The organism is Xanthomonas sp. DAR 80977, from assembly GCF_041240605.1.
GTDB lineage: Bacteria > Pseudomonadota > Gammaproteobacteria > Xanthomonadales > Xanthomonadaceae > Xanthomonas_A > Xanthomonas_A bundabergensis.
Genome location: NZ_CP162487.1, coordinates 1,560,772 through 1,579,486, shown reverse-complemented (window position 1 = coordinate 1,579,486; position 18,715 = coordinate 1,560,772). Strand labels below are relative to the sequence as shown.

The 18,715-nt window shown below is 68.6% G+C and carries 8 protein-coding genes; all 8 read left to right on the top strand.

Annotation, left to right across the window (positions count from 1 at the left end; translation table 11 throughout):
• Positions 1 to 856 precede the first annotated feature (856 nt).
• The 8 genes from AB3X10_RS06620 (at position 857) to AB3X10_RS06585 (ending at position 18,713) form a co-directional block, all read left to right on the top strand.
• The gene (locus AB3X10_RS06620; RefSeq protein WP_369980113.1) at positions 857 to 3,520 is read left to right on the top strand and encodes a TonB-dependent receptor; all 2,664 of its coding nucleotides are present in this window, start codon (positions 857 to 859) and stop codon (positions 3,518 to 3,520) included.
• A gap of 370 nt (positions 3,521 to 3,890) precedes the next feature.
• Positions 3,891 to 5,567, top strand: a complete 1,677-nt coding sequence (locus AB3X10_RS06615) for an alpha-L-fucosidase (RefSeq protein WP_369980111.1) — start codon at positions 3,891 to 3,893, stop codon at positions 5,565 to 5,567.
• A 14-nt stretch (positions 5,568 to 5,581) separates the two neighbouring features.
• Complete coding sequence (locus AB3X10_RS06610; RefSeq protein WP_369980110.1) at positions 5,582 to 6,637, top strand: glycosyl hydrolase family 18 protein; 1,056 nt, start codon at positions 5,582 to 5,584, stop codon at positions 6,635 to 6,637.
• Between the two features lie 55 nt (positions 6,638 to 6,692).
• Positions 6,693 to 9,182 carry a family 20 glycosylhydrolase gene (locus tag AB3X10_RS06605; protein ID WP_369980109.1) on the top strand — a complete coding sequence of 830 codons (2,490 nt, stop codon included), beginning with the start codon at positions 6,693 to 6,695 and terminating at the stop codon, positions 9,180 to 9,182.
• 16 nt (positions 9,183 to 9,198) lie between these two features.
• The gene (locus AB3X10_RS06600; RefSeq protein ID WP_369980107.1) at positions 9,199 to 11,898 is read left to right on the top strand and encodes a beta-mannosidase; all 2,700 of its coding nucleotides are present in this window, start codon (positions 9,199 to 9,201) and stop codon (positions 11,896 to 11,898) included.
• Positions 11,899 to 11,903: 5 nt separating this feature from the next.
• Positions 11,904 to 14,642 (top strand): glycoside hydrolase family 3 C-terminal domain-containing protein, encoded by a 2,739-nt coding sequence (locus AB3X10_RS06595; RefSeq protein WP_369980106.1) that lies wholly within the window; start codon positions 11,904 to 11,906, stop codon positions 14,640 to 14,642.
• Between the two features lie 101 nt (positions 14,643 to 14,743).
• Positions 14,744 to 16,243 carry a glycoside hydrolase family 125 protein gene (locus AB3X10_RS06590; RefSeq protein WP_369980104.1) on the top strand — a complete coding sequence of 500 codons (1,500 nt, stop codon included), beginning with the start codon at positions 14,744 to 14,746 and terminating at the stop codon, positions 16,241 to 16,243.
• Positions 16,244 to 16,370: 127 nt separating this feature from the next.
• Positions 16,371 to 18,713 (top strand): GH92 family glycosyl hydrolase, encoded by a 2,343-nt coding sequence (locus AB3X10_RS06585; protein ID WP_369980102.1) that lies wholly within the window; start codon positions 16,371 to 16,373, stop codon positions 18,711 to 18,713.
• Positions 18,714 to 18,715: the final 2 nt, after the last annotated feature.

The following is an 18,715-nucleotide window of genomic DNA, read 5'->3' as shown; positions in this document are numbered from 1 at the left end:
AGAACGCAGGGGAACGCGCTCCCGGACTGCTCCTGATAACGTTGTCAGACACATTGCGGCACATGCAGGGCCACCGCCGCCTTCGCCTGGCGCCTGTCATTTCATCCGAACCGCCGCATCCAAAGCGCCGTACGGCACGTAGACCGTTACCGACCAGGTCCGCCGACAACAGCCATGCGATCTCCACCCAGTCCCGCCAAACCTGCTGCGCCGCAGCAATGCCAGCCTCCCGCACAGGCCTGTCGAGACCCCTGGAACCCTTGCCACAAGGCCGTTTGCCGGCATCGGCACAGATAGTCAAAAATATGTGAAGGAAGTATTGACAACGCTGTCAGCGGTGTTACAGACTCGAGACACAGAAGGTTATGGAATGTGGAAATGCCAGTCCCGGTCAGACGCGCGTGCGATTGCGTCAGGCGGCGACCGGAATGACACATCCACGCGCGGTTCGGCACTGCCGGATGGCGCCAAGACCTTCCATCGACGAATTGATGGCATTCCACGGGAGCGGACCGATGTCGCCACACAGCCAATGCACGCTTCGCAGTCGTCCCACCGCGCTTTCTCCTGCTCCTGCACCTCGCATTAGGTAAGACGCAGCCGGGATGCCTCGCTTACCGGCTGCCGCGCTTTCGCAATCGCTCTTCAGCAGTACCAGGAATATGCAGACCGGCGCGTCGGTGCCGCCGGTCCCAGGCGCCACGTCATTAGAGATGCCGGACGACACGCACCGAAGCAGCACCAGGGACACCAAGCCGACCTCACAGGTCAGCAAGGCCGGCAGCGGCCTGCACACCGCGTGACGGGTGGTGCTTCTTGCCCAACGCACTCATCAAACAGCAGGGGTTTAGCCAACATGAATAGCCGCACCACCACTTTAGCCGTCAGCATCATGGCTGCGTTGTACCTGTCCGGCACCGGCATCGCCGCCGCCCAGGAAGCGCCCGCTTCCGGCAGCGATTCCAAGAACGTGCAAGAACTCGACACCATCACCGTCACCGGCTATCGCGCCTCGCTGGAGAAGAGCCAGGCGGTCAAGCGTTCGGCCAACTCCATCGTCGACGCGATCAGCGCCGAGGACATCGGCAAGTTCCCGGACACCAACGCCGCCGAGTCGCTGGCGCACCTGCCCGGCATCAGCGTCGACCGCCAGTTCGGCGAAGGCGAGAAGGTGAGCATCAACGGCACCGACCCGGCGCTGAACCGCGTGCTGCTCAACGGCCAGACCATCGCCTCGGGCGACTGGGGCGGCAACCCGACCGACACCAGCGGCCGTACCTTCAACTACACCCTGCTGTCGCCGGAAATCATCGGCCTGATGGAGGTCTACAAGACCCCGGAAGCGCGCATCGACGAAGGCTCGATCGGCGGCACCGTGATCGTGCACACCCGCAAGCCGCTGGACCTGCCGAAGAACACCATCCGCGGCTCGGTCGGCTACAACTACAACGACCGCTCGGAAGAAGGCAACCCGCGCGGCTCGGCGCTGTGGAGCTGGAAGAACGACGACGAAACCTTCGGCGCGTTGATCTCCGCCACCCACGACAAGCAGGACCTGGCGCGCGCCGGCATCGAGTTCTTCGGCTACAACACCGGCTCCGGAATTCCCGCCACCGCTGCCATTTCGGGCGACGGTGGTAACGTTGCTACCGCCAAGATCCCGGTCGGCATCAACAGCGCCTTCTTCCAGCAGACCCGCGAGCGCAACGGCCTGCAGGGCGCGCTGCAGTGGAAGCCGAACGAGCAGAACGAGTTCAACCTGACCGGCATCTACATCAAGGGCAAGTACAACAACTTCAGCGAATCGCGCTACGTCTGTCCGGGCTGCGGCGACCAGGACAAGATCACCAGCGCGACGGTGAACAACGGCTACATCACCCAGGCCACGGTCACCGACGGCGCCGGCAACGGCAACCAGCCCTACGCGCAGCTGGACACCAACTATCGCGAGAGCACGGTCACCACCAAGAGCCTGAACCTGCGCCACGACTGGTACGGCGACAAGTGGGTGTTCACCTCGCAGGTCGGTACCACCGAGGCGACCGGCGGCAAGAACCCCGAGTACCTGATGAAGTTCCTGCTGCAGAACGGCGGCTACAACTTCGGGTACGACGGCAGCCACACCGACGTCAACTACGACAACGGCAGCGCCGCCAACTGGGGCTTGGCCGCGACGCCGTCCAACCTGCCGGCCGGCTCCACCGATTCTTCCGCCACGCAGGCGGGCGGCATCTACTACGCCAAGAGCACGGACAAGGAGAAGTACTTCCAGTTCGACGCCTCGCGCGACCTCGACTGGGGCCCGCTGAACAAGCTGCAGCTCGGCTACAAGTACATCAACCACGACAACGGCGTGGATGCGCGCGGCAACCGCATCAACACCACCGATGCGGTGTCCCTGACCGACTTCAGCCCCGGCACCACGCCGAGCGGCCTGTACGACGGCCTGGGCGCCAGCGGCGACCTGACCAACTGGTCCACCGCCAACCTGAACTCGGTGATCAAGTATCTGCGCTCGCTGCCGCAGGGCCCGTACAAGATCGACTACGGCTCCTCGTTCGACGTCAAGGAAATCACCAGCAACCTGTACGCACAGCTGAACTTCGAGTCCGGCAAGTGGCGCGGCAACCTGGGCGTTCGCTACGTGGACACCAAGGACAAGTCGCTGTACTGGCAGAGCAACGATGGCGGCGCCAACTACAACCAGACGCAGGTGACCAAGCAGTACTACAAGCCGCTGCCGAGCTTCAACATCGCCTACGACCTGGACGACACCAAGGTGCTGCGCTTCTCGGCAGCCAAGGTCATGGCACGCCCGCGCTACGGTGACCTGGCCGGTTCGTTCACCATCAACAGCAGCAACGGCAACCTGACCGCGAGCGGCGGCAATCCGGACCTGAAGCCGTACGAATCGACCAACTACGACCTGGCCGCGGAATGGTACTTCGCCCCGTCCAGCATGCTGTCGACGGAACTGTTCTACCGCGACATCGGTTCGTACATCGTCACCACCACCACCGACCAGCAGCTGACCGACGCGGTGTCGGGCGTGAGCGGCGTCTACTCGGTGAGCTCGCCGATCAACGCGTCCAACGCCAAGGTCAAGGGCGCGTCGCTGAACTACCAGCAGGCGTTCGGCTACGGTTTCGGCCTGCAGGCGAACTATACCTACGCCGAGGCCAATGCCAGCAGCGGCCTGAACCTGCCGTACCTGTCGAAGAACACCTACAACGTGATCCCCTACTGGGAAAACGGTCCGTGGATGGTGCGCGTGAACTACAGCTACCGCTCCAAGTACTTCACCCAGGTCGGCCGCCTGAACTCGCAGGTGTTCACCGACGAGTACAAGCAGCTCGACCTGACCGCCTCGTACGAGATCAACGACTGGATGAGCGTCAGCGTCAGCGCCACCAACCTGCTCGATTCCACGTACTACTGGTACAACGAGGTCAAGTACGCGCCGATCGGCATGTACAAGAACGGCCGCGGCTACCAGGCGCAGCTGAACTTCAAGTTCTGATGCACGTTGCGTGCGACCGCTGCATGGTCGCACGCGTTTCGGGGGGCGGGCGATGTTGCTTATCGCCCGCCCCTTTTCGTTTGCGCGTCGCGGCATCGACACGCTGCGCCATGCGCAGCCGCCGCGCCCGCATGCCAGTGCGCGACATCGATCGACACGCCTGCCGATTTGACGAAAACCACTTGATTTACGCCATGAAAAGCGACTCATCGCACTGCGAGCTGTTGCATAATCGGACGCGTGATCCGTGCAAGACCGTACCGCCCCCTCACGTCTCCGATACCTGCCAGCAGCGCTCGATGCCGCGGCATGTATCGCCGGTCGCCTACTGGCAGCCAATGACCGCCTTTGCCAAAGGAGCGTAGTTCCCATGCCGTTCGACCGCCGCCTTCGTCCGCGCCGCAGCCGCCGCCTGCGCTCCTTTTCGCTCGTCCTGTCCGCCCTGCTGTGCACCGGCGCCTTCGGCGCCGCGGCGGACGATGCCACGTCGCCGACCGCACCCACCGCCACCACCCTCAGCCCCGAACAGATCGACCAGCAGTGGCTGCAGGCCACCGCCAAGTACGCGCCCGAACGCGCGCGGCTGGTGCGCGAAGCCGCTGCCGGCGCGCGCAAGGGACCGTTCCGCCCGGACTGGACCTCGCTGAAGAACTACCGTTCGCCCAGTTGGTACGACAACGCCAAGTTCGGCATCTTCATCCACTGGGGCGTGTTCTCGGTGCCGGCCTTCGGCAACGAGTGGTACTCGCGCAACATGTACCAACCCGACAGCAAGGACAGCCAGGACTACGCGCACCACCGCGAGAAATACGGTCCGCAGTCCACGTTCGGCTACAAGGACCTGATCCCGCTGTTCACCGCGCCGAAGTTCGACCCGCAGGGCTGGGCCAAGCTGTTCCGCGACGCCGGCGCGCGCTACGTGGTGCCGGTGGCCGAGCACCACGACGGCTTCGCGATGTACGACTCGCAGCTGTCGGAGTGGACCGCGACCAAGATGGGCCCCAAGCGCGACGTGATCGGCGAGCTGTCCAAGGCGATCCGCGCGCAGGGCATGCACTTCGGCCTGTCCTCGCACCGCGCCGAGCACAACTGGTTCTTCGACGGCGGCCGCACGTTCGAGTCGGACGTCAACGACCCGCTCTACGCCGGCCTGTACGGCCCGGCGCAACTCCGCCTGCGCGGCAAGGACGACGCCGACGTCGCCAACGACTGGACGCCGGTGTCGCAGGCGTGGCTGGACGACTGGCTGGCGCGCACCACCGAGTTGATCGACCGCTACGACCCGGAGCTGATCTACTTCGACTGGTGGATCGCGCACCCGACCTTCCGCAGCACCCTGCCGACCATGCTGTCGTACTACTACAACCACGGCGCCGCGCGCGGCGACGGGGTGGTGGTGAACTACAAGCTCGGCGCGTTCCCGGAAGGCGCCGGCACGCTGGACATCGAGCGCGGCCAGCTCACCGGCATCCACCCGACCCACTGGCAGACCGACACCTCGGTCAGCAACGCCTCGTGGGGCTACGTGGAGAACGACACCTACAAGACCCCGACCTTCATCGTGCACATGCTGGTGGACGTGGTCAGCAAGAACGGCAACCTGATGCTCAACATCGGCCCGCGCGCCGATGGCTCGATCCCCGACACCGAACGCGACATCCTGCTGTCGATCGGCAAGTGGCTGAAGACCAACGGCGAAGCGATCTACGACAGCCAGCCGTGGCGCACCTACGGCGAAGGCCCGACCGAAGTGGTCGGCGGCACCTTCCAGGACACCAAGACCAAGCCCTACACCGCCGAGGACTTCCGCTTCACCACCGGCCACGGCGCGCTGTACGCGATCGAGCTGGGCTGGCCGGCCGACGGCAAGGCGGTGATCCGCTCGCTCACCGCCGCCGACGGCGTGCGCGGCGTGACCCTGCTGGCCACCGGCAAGAAAGTGCCGTTCGAACAGCGTGCCGACGGCCTGCACCTGACCCTGCCGGCCAAGCCCGCCGGCGAACACGCCTACGTGTTCCGCATCGACCTGCCCTCCCCCACCCGCTAACGGATATCTCCCCGATGATGAAGCGATTCGCCGGGCTGCTGCTTGCCCTGTCCATGGTCTGCGCTCCGGCCATGGCCAAGAACCCGACCGCGCTGTTCTATCTGATGAGCACGCAGAAATCGACCAACTCGTTCCTGGCCAACGTCGACAAGATCGACGTGGTGGTGCCGACCTGGTACGGCGTGGACCAGAACGGCCTGGTCAACGGCACCCCCAACGCCTACATCTACGACATCGCCAAGCAAAAGAAGCTGCGGGTGATGCCGATCCTGTCGATGACCACCGGCCGCGACGGCTTCCACAAGCTGATGCACGACGAGGATGCGAAGAAGCGCATGATCGCCTCGTTGCTGATCCACGGCAAAAAGAACGGCTATTACGGCTTCCAGTTCGATTTCGAGAACATCGCCTGGACTGACCGTGACGCCTACACGCTGATGGTCAAGCAGACCGCCGACGCGCTGCACAAGGCCGGCTTCAAGATGTCGGTGGCGGTGGTGCCGAACGCGCCGGGCTACGCCGAGGGCGGGCAGTTCTCCAAGTGGATGTGGGAGTACTGGCGCGGCGCCTACGACCTGAAGGCGCTGGGCCAGGCGGTGGACCTGGTCAGCCTGATGACCTACGACCAGCACACCCGCTGGACCACGCCGGGCCCGGTCGACGGCATGGTGTGGATGAAGAAGCACCTGGACTACGCACTGACCCAGGTGCCGAAGGAGAAGCTGTCGCTGGGCATCGCCACCTACGGCTACCGCTGGTATACCGGCAACCCGGTGAAGGAGGACGGCACCGAGGCGTCGAACATCTCGGCGACCTACATCGACGCCGACGAATCCTTCCCGCTGGCGATCGAGCAGAACGCCACCGTGCAGTGGGATGCGCAGGAGCAGGAGTCGTGGTTCTACTTCTACCGCGACGACATGCGCGAGTGGGTGTTCCGCCCGGACGCGCGCAGCTTCCGCGCCCGCTACGACCTGGTGAAGCAATACGGCCTGGAAGGCTTCAGCTGCTGGGTGCTGGGCGCCGAAGATCCGAAGGTGTGGGACGAGCTGCCGGCCGCGTCGCGCTGATCCGTTACGCGCCGATCCACTAGGATATGCGTTCAGACAGCACGAGGTAGACCGAATGACTGCAGTGGGTGCACGCCCCCGTACGCCGCACCGCCCGACGACCGCCCCGGCGGGCGTCGCGGCGGCTTCCCGCATCACGTGGCTGGGGCTTGCCCTGTTCGCACTGGTCGCCATGCTGGGCGGCTGCGACCGCGACGCCGCCGCTCCCGCGCAGGCCGCCAAGCCTGCCGCGCCCCCCGCCGCCCCCGCGCCGAAGCCGGCGGCGGAGGACACCGCGCCGCTGCCGCTGATTCCGGCGCCGGCGCAGGTCAAGCGCGGCAGCGCCACGCTGACCGTCGGCACCGGCAGCACGCTGTCGGTGCCGACCGACGACGAACCCGCCATGCGCGTGGCCCGGCAACTGGCGGCGCTGCTGGAAAGCACCCGCGGCCTGTCGCTGGACGTGCGCGCCGAGACCATCCCGGCCAACGGCAGCATCCGCCTGCAGATGAACCCCAATGCCCCGGTGGAAGCGGCGGAGGGCTATGCGCTGGACGTGGACGGCAACACCATGCTGATCCAGGCGCGCGACGAGCGCGGCCTGTTCTACGGCGCGATGAGCGCCTGGCAGCTGCTCACCCCCGATGCCGGCAAGGGCGAGGTGGACGTGCCGGAGGTCAAGATCCGCGACTGGCCGCGCTTCGGCTGGCGCGGTCTGCTGCTCGACGTGGCCCGCCATTTCCACGGCCCGGACACGGTCAAGCACGTCATCGACGCGATGGCCGAGCACAAGCTCAACGTGCTGCACCTGCACCTGACCGACGACCAGGGCTGGCGCATCGAGATCAAGCGCTATCCCAAGCTCACCGAGATCGGCGCCTGGCGCACCCCGCCCGGCGCCGGCAGCCATGACGTGCCCGACCGCTACGGCGGCTTCTACACCCAGGACCAGATCCGCGACCTGGTCGCCTACGCCGCCGCGCGGCACATCACCATCGTGCCGGAACTGGACATGCCCGGGCATGCGCAGGCGGCGGTGGCGGCGTATCCGGAACTGGTCGGCGTGACCAAGCAGCGGCCGAAGGTGTCGGTGGACTGGGGCGTCAATCCCTACCTGTTCGATACCGACGAAAAGAGCATGACCTTCATCCAGGGCGTGCTCGACGAAGTGCTGCAGCTGTTCCCCTCGCCGTACATCCACATCGGCGGCGACGAAGCGGTCAAGGACCAGTGGGAGCGTTCGCCGGCGGTGCGCGCGCAGATGCGCAAGCTCGGGGTCAAGGACGCGCACGCGATGCAGGGCTGGTTCAACCAGCAGCTGTCCGACTACCTGAGCAAGCACCAGCGGCGCCTGATCGGCTGGGACGAGATCCTGGAAGGCGGCCTGCCGGCGAGCGCGTCGGTGATGTCCTGGCGCGGCGTCGACGGCGCGGTGACCGCGGCCAAGCAGGGCCACGACGTGGTGCTGGTGCCGGCCGGCTGGCTGTACCTGGACAACCTGCAGAGCGCGCGCAGCGACGAGCCCAACGGGCGCCTGGCGGTGCTGCCGCTGCAGAAGGTCTACGAGTTCGATCCGGTGCCGGCCGCGCTCAGCGCCGAGGAAGCCAAGCACGTGCTCGGCGCGCAGGCCGCGCTGTGGGCCGAGTACATTCCCTCGGCCTGGCACATCGACCACGCGCTGTTCCCGCGCCTGGGCGCGCTGGCCGAAGCGGCGTGGTCGCCGATGGCGGTGCGCAGCTGGGACGGCTTCCTGCAGCGCCTGCCGGCGCAGCTCAACCGCTACCGCGCGCTCGGCATCGACTACGGCGACGGCGCGTTCGCGCCGGACATCGCCATCCAGGGCGGCGACAACGCCGCGCTGGACAGCGGCAAGGCCAGCATCGTGCTCGGCAACCAGGCCAGGTTCGGCAGCTTCCGCTACACCACCGACGGCAGCGAACCCAAGGCCGATTCGCCGCGCTACGCCAAGCCGTTCGAGGTGACCCTGCCGGTCACCGTGCGCGCGGCCACCTTCGCCGACGACGGCAGCCTGCTGGCCGCCGCGCGCACCCGCATCCTGGACCGCCCCGGCCTGCTCAGCCGCGACACCCAGGGCCTGGGGTCCTGCGCCGACGGCAACCTGGGCCTGCGCGTGCCGCTGCTGCCGGACATGCCGGGCAAGGACACGCCGGTGTTCAACATCGACCTGTTCGGCAGCTGCTGGCGCTACGCCGACGCGCGCCTGGACGGCATCGCCAGCATCCGCATCGATGCGGCGCGGCTGGCGCGCAACTACGGGCTGGCGCATGAACAGGCCAAGGTCAAGCAGTACCCGGCCAAGACCGCGCACGGCGAACTGGAAGTGCGCCTGGGCGACTGCAAGGGCAAGCTGCTGGCGCGGATCCCGCTGCCGGGCGGCAAGGCGCTGGGCGAGCAGTTCTCGCTGGAAGCGCCGCTGCCGGCGCAATCGGGCACGCACGACCTGTGCCTGCGCTCCACCGCACGCATCAACGGCCCGTACTACGCCATCGGCGCCGTCCACCTGATCGAAACCACCGCGCAGGCGCCCCCCGCCGCCGCGCGTTGACCCTGGAGACCCACGCATGACCCAGCCGCATCGCCGTTCCCGTTCCGCGCCGCGCGCGCGCTTCCCCGCCCGGCTCGGGCTGCTGCTGGCGTTGGGCCTGCCGGCGCTGGCCCAGGCGGCGGCACCGGCGACGCTGTCGCTGCAGCAGGGCTGGCAGGTGCGGCTGGCGCCGGGCGAGACCCACGCCAAGGAGTTCCCGAAGGCGGCGCAATGGCTGCCGGCGCAGGTACCTGGCACGGTGCAGACCGACCTGATCGCGGCCGGGGTGGTGCCCGATCCGTTCTATCGCGACAACGAAGCCAGGATCCAGTGGGCCGGGCTCAGCGACTGGCAGTACCAGACCCGCTTCAAGGCCGACGCCGCGCTGCTCGCGCGCGAGCACGTGGAACTGGTGTTCGACGGCCTGGACACCTTCGCCGAGGTCTACCTCAACGGCAAGAAGCTGCTCGCCGCCGACAACATGTTCCGGCAGTGGCGGGTCGACGCCAAGCCGCTGCTCAAGCGCGGCGACAACGTGCTGGAAGTGCGGCTGTATTCGCCGATCAAGAAACTGCAGCCGTGGCTGGCCAAGCAGCCGTACGCGCTGCCCGGCGCCTACGACTCCGCGTTCGGCGACGAGCCGGTGGCGCGGCACAGTTCCACCTACGTGCGCAAGGCGCCGTACACCTTCGGCTGGGACTGGGGTCCGCGCATCGTCACCGCCGGCATCTGGCAGGACGTGCGCGTGGAAGCCTGGGACGCGCTGCGCGTGGAAGGCCTGCACATCGCCCAGCAACGCGTCGATGCCGACGCGGCGCAACTGCTCGCGCAGCTGGAAGTCCAGGCCGGCCGCGGCGGCGAGGTGCAACTGGACCTGGACGTGCTCGGCCCCGACGGCCAGCGCGTGGCGCAGCTGAGCCAGAAGGCGGTGCTCGACCCCGGCAGCAACACGCTGACCGTGCCGGTGCGCATCGCCAAGCCGCAGCGCTGGTTCCCCGCCGGCTATGGCAGGCAGGACCTGTACACGTTCAAGGCGCGCATCCGCGACGCCGCCGGCGACAGCATCGACACCCAGCGCGTCACCGGCCTGCGCAGCGTCGAGCTGCGCCGCGACAAGGACCAGTGGGGCAAGGGCTTCGCGATCGTGGTCAACGGCATCCCGGTGTTCGCCAAGGGCGCCAACCTGATCCCATTCGACAGCTTCCCCAGCCGGGTCGATGCGGCGCGCATGCGCGGCATCCTGCAATCGGCGCGCGACGCCAACATGAACATGCTGCGCATGTGGGGTGGCGGCCACTACCAGCCGGACAGCTTCTACGAGGACGCCGACCGCCTGGGCATCATGATCTGGCAGGACTTCATGTTCGGCGGCGCGATCCCGCCCTACGACGTGGCGTTCCGCGAGAACACCCGCGCCGAGGCCGAGGCGCAGGTCAAGCGCCTGGGCGACCACCCCAGCATCGTGATCTGGTGCGGCAACAACGAAGTGCAGACCGGCTGGGAAAACTGGGGCGACCGGGTCAAGTTCAAGCAGTCGATCGACCCGGAGGAACGCAGCCGCATCGAGCGCGGCATGACCACCTTGTTCGGCACCGTGCTGCGCGAGGCGGTGAGCAAGTACGACAGCGACACCCCGTACTGGGCGACCTCGCCCGGCACCGACTTCGACGGCGCCGCCGACCAGCCCGACGACGGCGACATGCACTACTGGAAGGTGTGGGGCGGCCCGGCGCTGCCGGTCACCGAATACCTCAACGTGACCCCGCGCTTCATGTCCGAATACGGCCTGCAGTCGTTCCCGGAAATGCGCACGATCCGCGCCTTCGCCGAACCCGGCGACCTGCAGCCGGAATCGCCGGTGATGCGCGCGCACCAGAAGTTCGACAAGGGCAACGGCAACCAGCGCCTGCTGCTGTACATCCGCCGCGAATTCGGCGAGCCGAAGGACTTCGAGAGCTTCGTCTACCTGAGCCAGCTGATGCAGGCCGAGGGCATCGCCCTGGCCGCCGAGCACCTGCGCGCATCGCGGCCGCAGTCGATGGGCTCGCTGTACTGGCAGCTCAACGACGTGTGGCCGGGCGCGTCCTGGTCGAGCCTGGACTACTTCGGCCGCTGGAAGGCGCTGCACTACCACGCCAAGCGCTTCTATGCGCCGGAACTGATCGCCGCGCTGCGCAACGACAAGGGCCAGACCGAGGTGACGCTGGTGTCCGACCGCACCGTGCCGCTGGCCGCGCGCTGGCGCATGCGGGTGATGGACGTGTCCGGCAAGGTGCTGAGCAAGAGCGAGAAGCCGGTGACCCTGGCGCCGCTGTCCAGCGTGCGCGTGGGCAGCTTCAGCGATGCGCAGCTGCTGCGCCGCGCCGATCCGATGCGCAGCTTCGCGGTGTTCGAACTGCTCGACGGCGCGCGCGTGCTGTCGCGCAACCTGGTGTTCTTCGATGCGGCCAAGAATCTGCACCTGCCCAGCCCCGACATCCGCAGCGAGCTGCGTGCCGACGGCGACGGCTACGCACTGACCCTGACCAGCAACACCCTGGCGCGCGAAGTGTGGCTGGCGTTCGGCGACCTGGACGCCACGCTGTCCGACAACGCCTTCGACCTGCTGCCGGGCGAGCCGCTGACCGTGCACGTGCGCAGCGCCGCCACGCTGGAACAGCTGCGCGGCGCCCTGCAGGTGCGCGACCTGGCCGACACGCTGGCCGGTTCGCCGCCCGAGCCGGCGGAGGCGAAGTGATGCGGATGCGGAACACAGGCCGGCCCGCGCGCCGGCGCGAGGACATCCGGCTCACCGCGAGCGTTTGCGCGTGGCGCGAGGCGGACAGCGCACGGTCGCGGCTGAAGCCGCTCCTACAGGGGATTTCGCGGGGACTGTGTGTGCTTGGGTTGGCCGCTGCGCCGCTCGCGCACGCCGACGACGCCGAGGACCGCGCCGCCGCGCTGGTGGCGAAGATGACCCGCGAGGAAAAGATCGCGCAGGCGATGAACGACGCGCCGGCGATCCCGCGCCTGGGCGTGCCGGCCTACGAATGGTGGAGCGAGGGCCTGCACGGCATCGCCCGCAACGGCTACGCCACCGTGTTCCCGCAGGCGATCGGCCTGGCCGCGACCTGGAACGCGGACCTGCTCGAGCAGGTCGGCACGGTGACCTCCACCGAAGCGCGCGCCAAGTTCAATCTCGCCGGCGGCCCCGGCAAGGACCACCCGCGCTACGCCGGGCTGACCATCTGGTCGCCGAACATCAACATCTTCCGCGACCCGCGCTGGGGCCGCGGCATGGAGACCTACGGCGAGGATCCCTACCTCACCGGGCAACTGGCGGTGGGCTTCATCCACGGCCTGCAGGGCGACGATCCCGCGCACCCGCGCACCATCGCCACGCCCAAGCACCTGGCCGTGCACAGCGGCCCGGAACCCGGCCGCCACGGCTTCGACGTGGACGTGTCGCCGCGCGACGTGGAGGCGACCTATACCCCGGCGTTCCGCGCCGCCATCGTCGACGGCCGCGCCGGCTCGGTGATGTGCGCCTACAACTCGCTGCACGGCACACCGGCCTGCGCCGCCGACTGGCTGCTCAACGGCCGCCTGCGCGGCGACTGGGGCTTCAAGGGCTTCGTCGTCTCCGACTGCGACGCGGTCGACGACATGACCCAGTTCCATTATTTCCGCGCCGACAACGCCGGCTCCTCCGCCGCCGCGCTCAAGGCCGGCCACGACCTCAACTGCGGCCACGCCTATGCCGAACTGGGCCAGGCGATCGAGCGCGGCGAGGCCGACGAAGCCCTGCTCGACCAGTCTCTGGTGCGGCTGTTCGCCGCGCGCTACCGGCTCGGCGAACTGCAGCCGCAGCGCAAGGATCCGTATGCGCGGCTGGGCGCCAGGGACGTGGACAGCGCAAAGCACCGCGCGCTGGCGCTGCAGGCCGCGCAGCAATCGCTCGTGCTGCTGCAGAACCGCAACGCCACCTTGCCGCTGAAACCGGGCCTGCGCCTGGCGGTGCTAGGCCCCAACGCCGACGCGCTGGCCGCGCTGGAAGCCAACTACCAGGGCACCTCGGCCGCGCCGGTGACGCCGCTGCTGGGCCTGCGCGAGCGCTTCGGCGCCGCGAACGTGAGCTACGCGCAAGGCGCTCCGCTCGCCGCCGGCGTGCCCGGCATGATCCCCGAGACCGCCTTGCGCAGCGACGGCGAACCCGGCTTGCGTGGCGAATATTTCGACAACGTCGATCTGGCCGGCAGCCCGCGCACGCAGCGCCAGGACCGCGTGGTCAGCTTCAACTGGGACCACGTGGCGCCGGCCAAGGGCGTGGACAAGGACCGCTACTCGGTGCGCTGGAGCGGCGAGCTGCTGCCGCCCGGGCCGGGCGACTACACCCTGGCGGTGCGCGTGGCGCGCTGCTTCGATTGCGCCGGCCACGATCCGGTGCGGCTGTACATCGACGACCAGTTGGTCGTCGCCGGCAACGCCGAGGACAAGCACGTGCCGGCCGGCATGCACAACGCCGACGGCCGCAACGTCGAGACCGTGCTGCACTTCGACGATGCGCGCCCGCGCCGCATCCGCCTGGAACTGGAGCACCGCGGCCAGGACCAGGGCCTGCGCCTGGAATGGCTGGCGCCGCCGGCATTGCAGCTGGCCGAGGCCGAGCGCGCGGTCGCGCAGGCCGACGCGGTGGTCGCCTTCGTCGGCCTGTCGCCGGACGTGGAAGGCGAGGAACTGCGCATCGACGTGCCCGGCTTCGACGGCGGCGATCGCAACGACCTCGCCCTGCCCGCGCCGCAGCAGGCGCTGCTGGAACGCGCCAAGGCCAGCGGCAAGCCGCTCGTGGTGGTGCTGATGAGCGGCAGCGCGGTGGCGCTGAACTGGGCCAGGCAGCATGCCGACGCGATCGTCGCGGCGTGGTATCCGGGGCAATCCGGCGGCACCGCGATCGCGCAGGCGCTGGCCGGCGACGTCAACCCGGGCGGCCGCCTGCCGGTGACCTTCTACCGCTCCACCAAGGACCTGCCGGCCTACGTCAGCTACGACATGAAGGGCCGCACCTACCGCTACTTCAAGGGCGAGCCGCTGTTCGCGTTCGGCAGCGGGCTGAGCTACACCAGCTTCGCCTACGCCGCGCCGCAGCTGTCGGCGACGACGCTGCAGGCGGGCGCGACCCTGCAGGTGCGCACGCAGGTACGCAACAGCGGCACGCGCGCCGGCGACGAGGTGGTGCAGGTGTACCTGCAGTATCCGCAACGCCCGCAGTCGCCGCTGCGCAGCCTGGTCGGCTTCCAGCGGGTGACGCTGCAGCCGGGCGAATCGCGCGAGCTGACGTTCGAGCTGGAACCGCGGCAGCTGAGCGATGTCGATCGCGCCGGCCAGCGCGCGGTGCAGCCCGGCGACTACCGCGTGTTCGTCGGCGGCGGCCAGCCCGGCACCGACGCGCCCGGCGGCGAGGCCGCGTTCTCGATCCAGGGCACGGCGCCCATTCCGCGGTGACGCGGGACTCGGGACTCGGGACTCGGGACTCGGGAAAGCACAGCACGTCGCAACGCATATTGCAGGAGTTCGTTTACGCCATGACCCAAGATTCCACGCCCATGCTTCCCTGCAGTGACTCGGCGAGTCCCGAGTCCCCAGTCCCGAGTCCCGGCGTCACCCGCCGCGACGTCCTCCACCTGCTAGGCAGCGCCGCCGGCGCCAGCCTGCTCGCCAGCGCCGTGCCCGGCTTCGCCGCCGCTGCCGGCGCGCCGGCGACGGCGCTGCCCAGCAAGCGCCCGCCGCCGGCAAAGCGGCGCTTCGTCAGCGCCGCGGTGGAGAAGCACCTGCGCACGGTCAAGGCCGGCATCGCCGATCCGCGCCTGGCCTGGCTGTTCGAGAACTGCTACCCGAACACGCTCGACACCACCGTGGAAATCGGCACCCGCAACGGCAAGCCGGACACCTTCGTCATCACCGGCGACATCGAGGCGCTGTGGCTGCGCGATTCCTCGGCGCAGGTGCATCCGTACGTCCCGCTGGCCAAACGCGACCCGGCGCTGCGGCGCATGTTCCATGGCCTGATCCAGCGCCAGGCCGCCTGCATCCAGCTCGACCCCTACGCCAACGCGTTCCTGCCGGACGGCAAGAGCCAGCGCCTGAAGTGGTCGGTGGACGACATCACCGAGATGAAGCCCGGCGTCGGCGAGCGCAAGTGGGAAGTGGATTCGCTGTGCTACCCGATCCGGCTGGCGCACGAGTACTGGCGCGCCAGCGGCGACACCGCGCCGTTCGACGACGACTGGCGCGCGGCGATGCACGTGGTGGTCAGGACCTTCCGCGAGCAGCAGCGCCTGCAAGACCGCGGCCCCTACAGCTTCCAGCGCCCCTCGCCGCTGGCCACCGAGACCCTGGTGCTGGAGGGCTACGGCCAGCCGACCAAGCCCAACGGCATGATCCACTCGATGTTCCGCCCGTCCGACGACGCCTGCCTGTACCCGCTGTTCGTGCCGGCCAACCTGTTCGCGGTGACCTCGCTGCGCCAGCTGGCGACGATGAGCGAGGCGCTGCACCGCGATGCCGCCTTCGCCGGCGAATGCCGCGCGCTGGCCGACGAAGTGGAGACCGCCACGCGCCGGTTCGGGCAGATGCGCGATGCCGACGGGCAGGCGTTCTGGGCCTACGAAGTGGACGGCTACGGCAACCAGCTGTTCATCGACGACGCCAACGCGCCGGGCCTGCTGAGCCTGGCCTACCTGGGCTGCTGCGACCGCCGCGACCCGCTGTTCCTGCGTACCCGCCAGCTGGCGTGGAGCGAGCGCAACCCGTACTTCTACCGCGGCCGCGCCGCCGAAGGCGTGGGCAGCCCGCACAGCGGCATGGGCACGATCTGGCCGATGTCGATCATGCAGTACGCGCTGGCCAGCGACGACGACGCGCAGATCCGCCAATGCCTGGCCTGGCTGAAGAGTACCGACGCCGGCAGCGGCTTCATGCACGAAGCCTTCCACAAGGACGACCCGAGCACCTTCACCCGCGACTGGTTCGCCTGGGCCAACACCCTGTTCGGCGAACTGATCATCGACCTGCACCAACGCAAGCCGCACCTGCTGAAAGCCTGAGCCCACCCGCCCCCTGTAGGAGCGGCTTCAGCCGCGACCGAGTCTTACCGGCAGCGCCACGGTCGCGGCTAAAGCCGCTCCTACAAAAACACCACCACCTCTCCGCTGCACACCCGAGGACAGCACCATGGCCACACGACGCGGTTTCCTGCAGGGCGCCATCGCCCTGGCCCTGTTCGGCAGCAGCGGCATCGCCCGCTTGGCGCAGGCGCGCGCGGGCAGCTACGCGCTGCCCGCCGACGCGCGCGCCAAGGCCGAGCTCACCCGCCACGTCGACGTGTTCATCGGCACCGGCGGCCACGGCCACACCTTCCCCGGCGCCACGCTGCCGTTCGGCATGGTGCAGCTGAGCCCGGACACCTACAACGCGGTGTGGGATTCGTGCTCCGGCTACCACGAGTCCGACGGCTCGATCATGGGCTTCTCGCACACCCACCTGTCCGGCACCGGCGTCGGCGACCTGCTCGATTTCCTGGTGGTGCCGGCCACCGGCGAGGTCAAGCTTGTCCCCGGCACGCTGGAAGATCCCGACGCCGGCTACCGCTCGCGCTACGACCACGCCGACGAAGCCGCCTCGCCCGGCTACTACCGGGTGCGACTGAAGGACAGCGGCGTACACGCCGAGCTGACCGCCACCGCGCGCGCCGGCCTGCACCGCTACCACTTCCCCAAGGGCAAGCCCGCGCACCTGCTGCTGGACCTGTGCCACGGCATGCAGGACAAGCCGGAGATCGCGACCCGGGTCAGCGACGCGCAACTGCGCATCGTCGATGCGCGCACCCTGACCGGCGGGCGCCGCGTGTACCAGTGGGCGCCGGGCCGCTACATCTACTTCGCCATGCGCCTGTCGCGGCCGTTCGCCAAGGCCCAGCTCTACTCCGAAGACCAGCCCCTGGCCGCCGGCGCGGGCCAGGCCGACGGCACCCAACTGAAGGTGGCGCTGCACTACCCCGACGCGGCCGACGCGCCGCTGCTGGTCAAGGTCGGCATCTCTGCGGTCAGCGCCGAGAACGCCCTGGCCAACCTCGACGCCGAACTGCCCGACTTCGATTTCGCGCGCGTGCACGCCGCCGCGGTGGCCGCGTGGGAGAAGGAACTGGCGCGGGTGCGCATCGACAGCGACGACGACGCGCAGCAGCGCATCTTCTACACCGGCCTGTACCACAGCCTGCTCGCGCCCACCCTGTTCAGCGACACCGACGGCCGCTATCGCGGCATGGACCTGCAGGTGCACCAGGCGCCCGCCGGCTACCACAACTACAGCACCTACTCGCTGTGGGACACCTACCGCGCCCTGCACCCCTTGCTGACCCTGATGCAGCCCGAACGCGTGCCCGACCTGGTGCAGTGCCTGGTGCGCGGCGCCAACGAATGCCCGGACGGCGTCGGCATCTGGCCGCTGCAGGGCGTGGAGACCGGCTGCATGATCGGCTACCACTCCGCCGTGGTACTGGCCGAAGCGCACGCCAAGGGCTTCACCGGCATCGACTACGCCGCCGCCTGGCCGGCCTACCGCAAGCGCGCGATGGACGACACCACGCACGGTTTGGACGAATACCGCAAGCGCGGCTACATCCCCAGCGACACCGTCGACGAAGCGGTCAGCCGCACCCTGGAATACGCCTACGACGACTGGGCGGTGGCGCACCTGGCGCAGGCCGCCGGCGCCACCAAGGAGGCGCGCGCCCTGCGCGAACGCTCGCGCAACTACCGCAACGTCTTCAATCGCAAGAGCGGCTTCGTGCAGCCGCGGCTGAGCAACGGCGACTGGGCCGCTCCGTTCGATCCGCGTGCGATGGGCCACCTGACCAAGTGGCGCGATTTCACCGAGTCCAACGCCTGGCAGGCCACCTTCCTCAACCAGCACGACCTGTACGGCTACATGGAGCTGTTCGGCGGCCGCGGCGGCTTCGTCGCCAAGCTCGACGAACTGTTCTCCACCAGCTCCGAACTGCCGGCCGACGCGCCGCCGGACATCGACGGCATGGTCGGCCAGTACGCGCACGGCAACGAACCCAGCCACCACGTGGCCTACCTGTTCGCCTACGCCGGGCAACCGTACAAGACCCAGGCGATGGTGCGGCGGCTGCTGCGCGAGCAATATCACGACGCGCGCAACGGCCTGTCCGGCAACGAGGACTGCGGGCAGATGAGCGCCTGGTTCGTGCTCAGCGCATTGGGCTTCTACGCCGTGGACCCGGTCAGCGCCACCTACGTGCTCGGCAGCCCGCTGTTCAAGCGCGCCGACGTCGATGTCGGCAACGGCCGCACGCTCAGCGTCGTCGCCCACGGCAACAGCGCCGCCAACGTCTACATCCAGCGCGCCCGCTGGAACGGCAAGCCGTACACGCGCAGCTGGCTGCGCCACGCCGACCTCGCCGCCGGCGGCACCCTGGAACTGGAGATGGGCCCCAAGCCGAATCCCGCCTTCGGCGCAGCCAAGGAAGATCTGCCGCCCTCGTTTGTGTAAGA

Excerpts from the sequence above, each read along its gene's own strand:
- AB3X10_RS06620 (WP_369980113.1), top strand. The coding sequence starts at position 857 with ATGAATAGCCGCACCACCACTTTAGCCGTCAGCATCATGGCTGCGTTG.
- AB3X10_RS06600 (WP_369980107.1), top strand. The coding sequence starts at position 9,199 with ATGACCCAGCCGCATCGCCGTTCCCGTTCCGCGCCGCGCGCGCGCTTC.
- AB3X10_RS06610 (WP_369980110.1), top strand. The coding sequence starts at position 5,582 with ATGATGAAGCGATTCGCCGGGCTGCTGCTTGCCCTGTCCATGGTCTGC.
- AB3X10_RS06585 (WP_369980102.1), top strand. The coding sequence starts at position 16,371 with ATGGCCACACGACGCGGTTTCCTGCAGGGCGCCATCGCCCTGGCCCTG.
- AB3X10_RS06615 (WP_369980111.1), top strand. The coding sequence starts at position 3,891 with ATGCCGTTCGACCGCCGCCTTCGTCCGCGCCGCAGCCGCCGCCTGCGC.
- AB3X10_RS06595 (WP_369980106.1), top strand. The coding sequence starts at position 11,904 with ATGCGGAACACAGGCCGGCCCGCGCGCCGGCGCGAGGACATCCGGCTC.
- AB3X10_RS06590 (WP_369980104.1), top strand. The coding sequence starts at position 14,744 with ATGCTTCCCTGCAGTGACTCGGCGAGTCCCGAGTCCCCAGTCCCGAGT.
- AB3X10_RS06605 (WP_369980109.1), top strand. The coding sequence starts at position 6,693 with ATGACTGCAGTGGGTGCACGCCCCCGTACGCCGCACCGCCCGACGACC.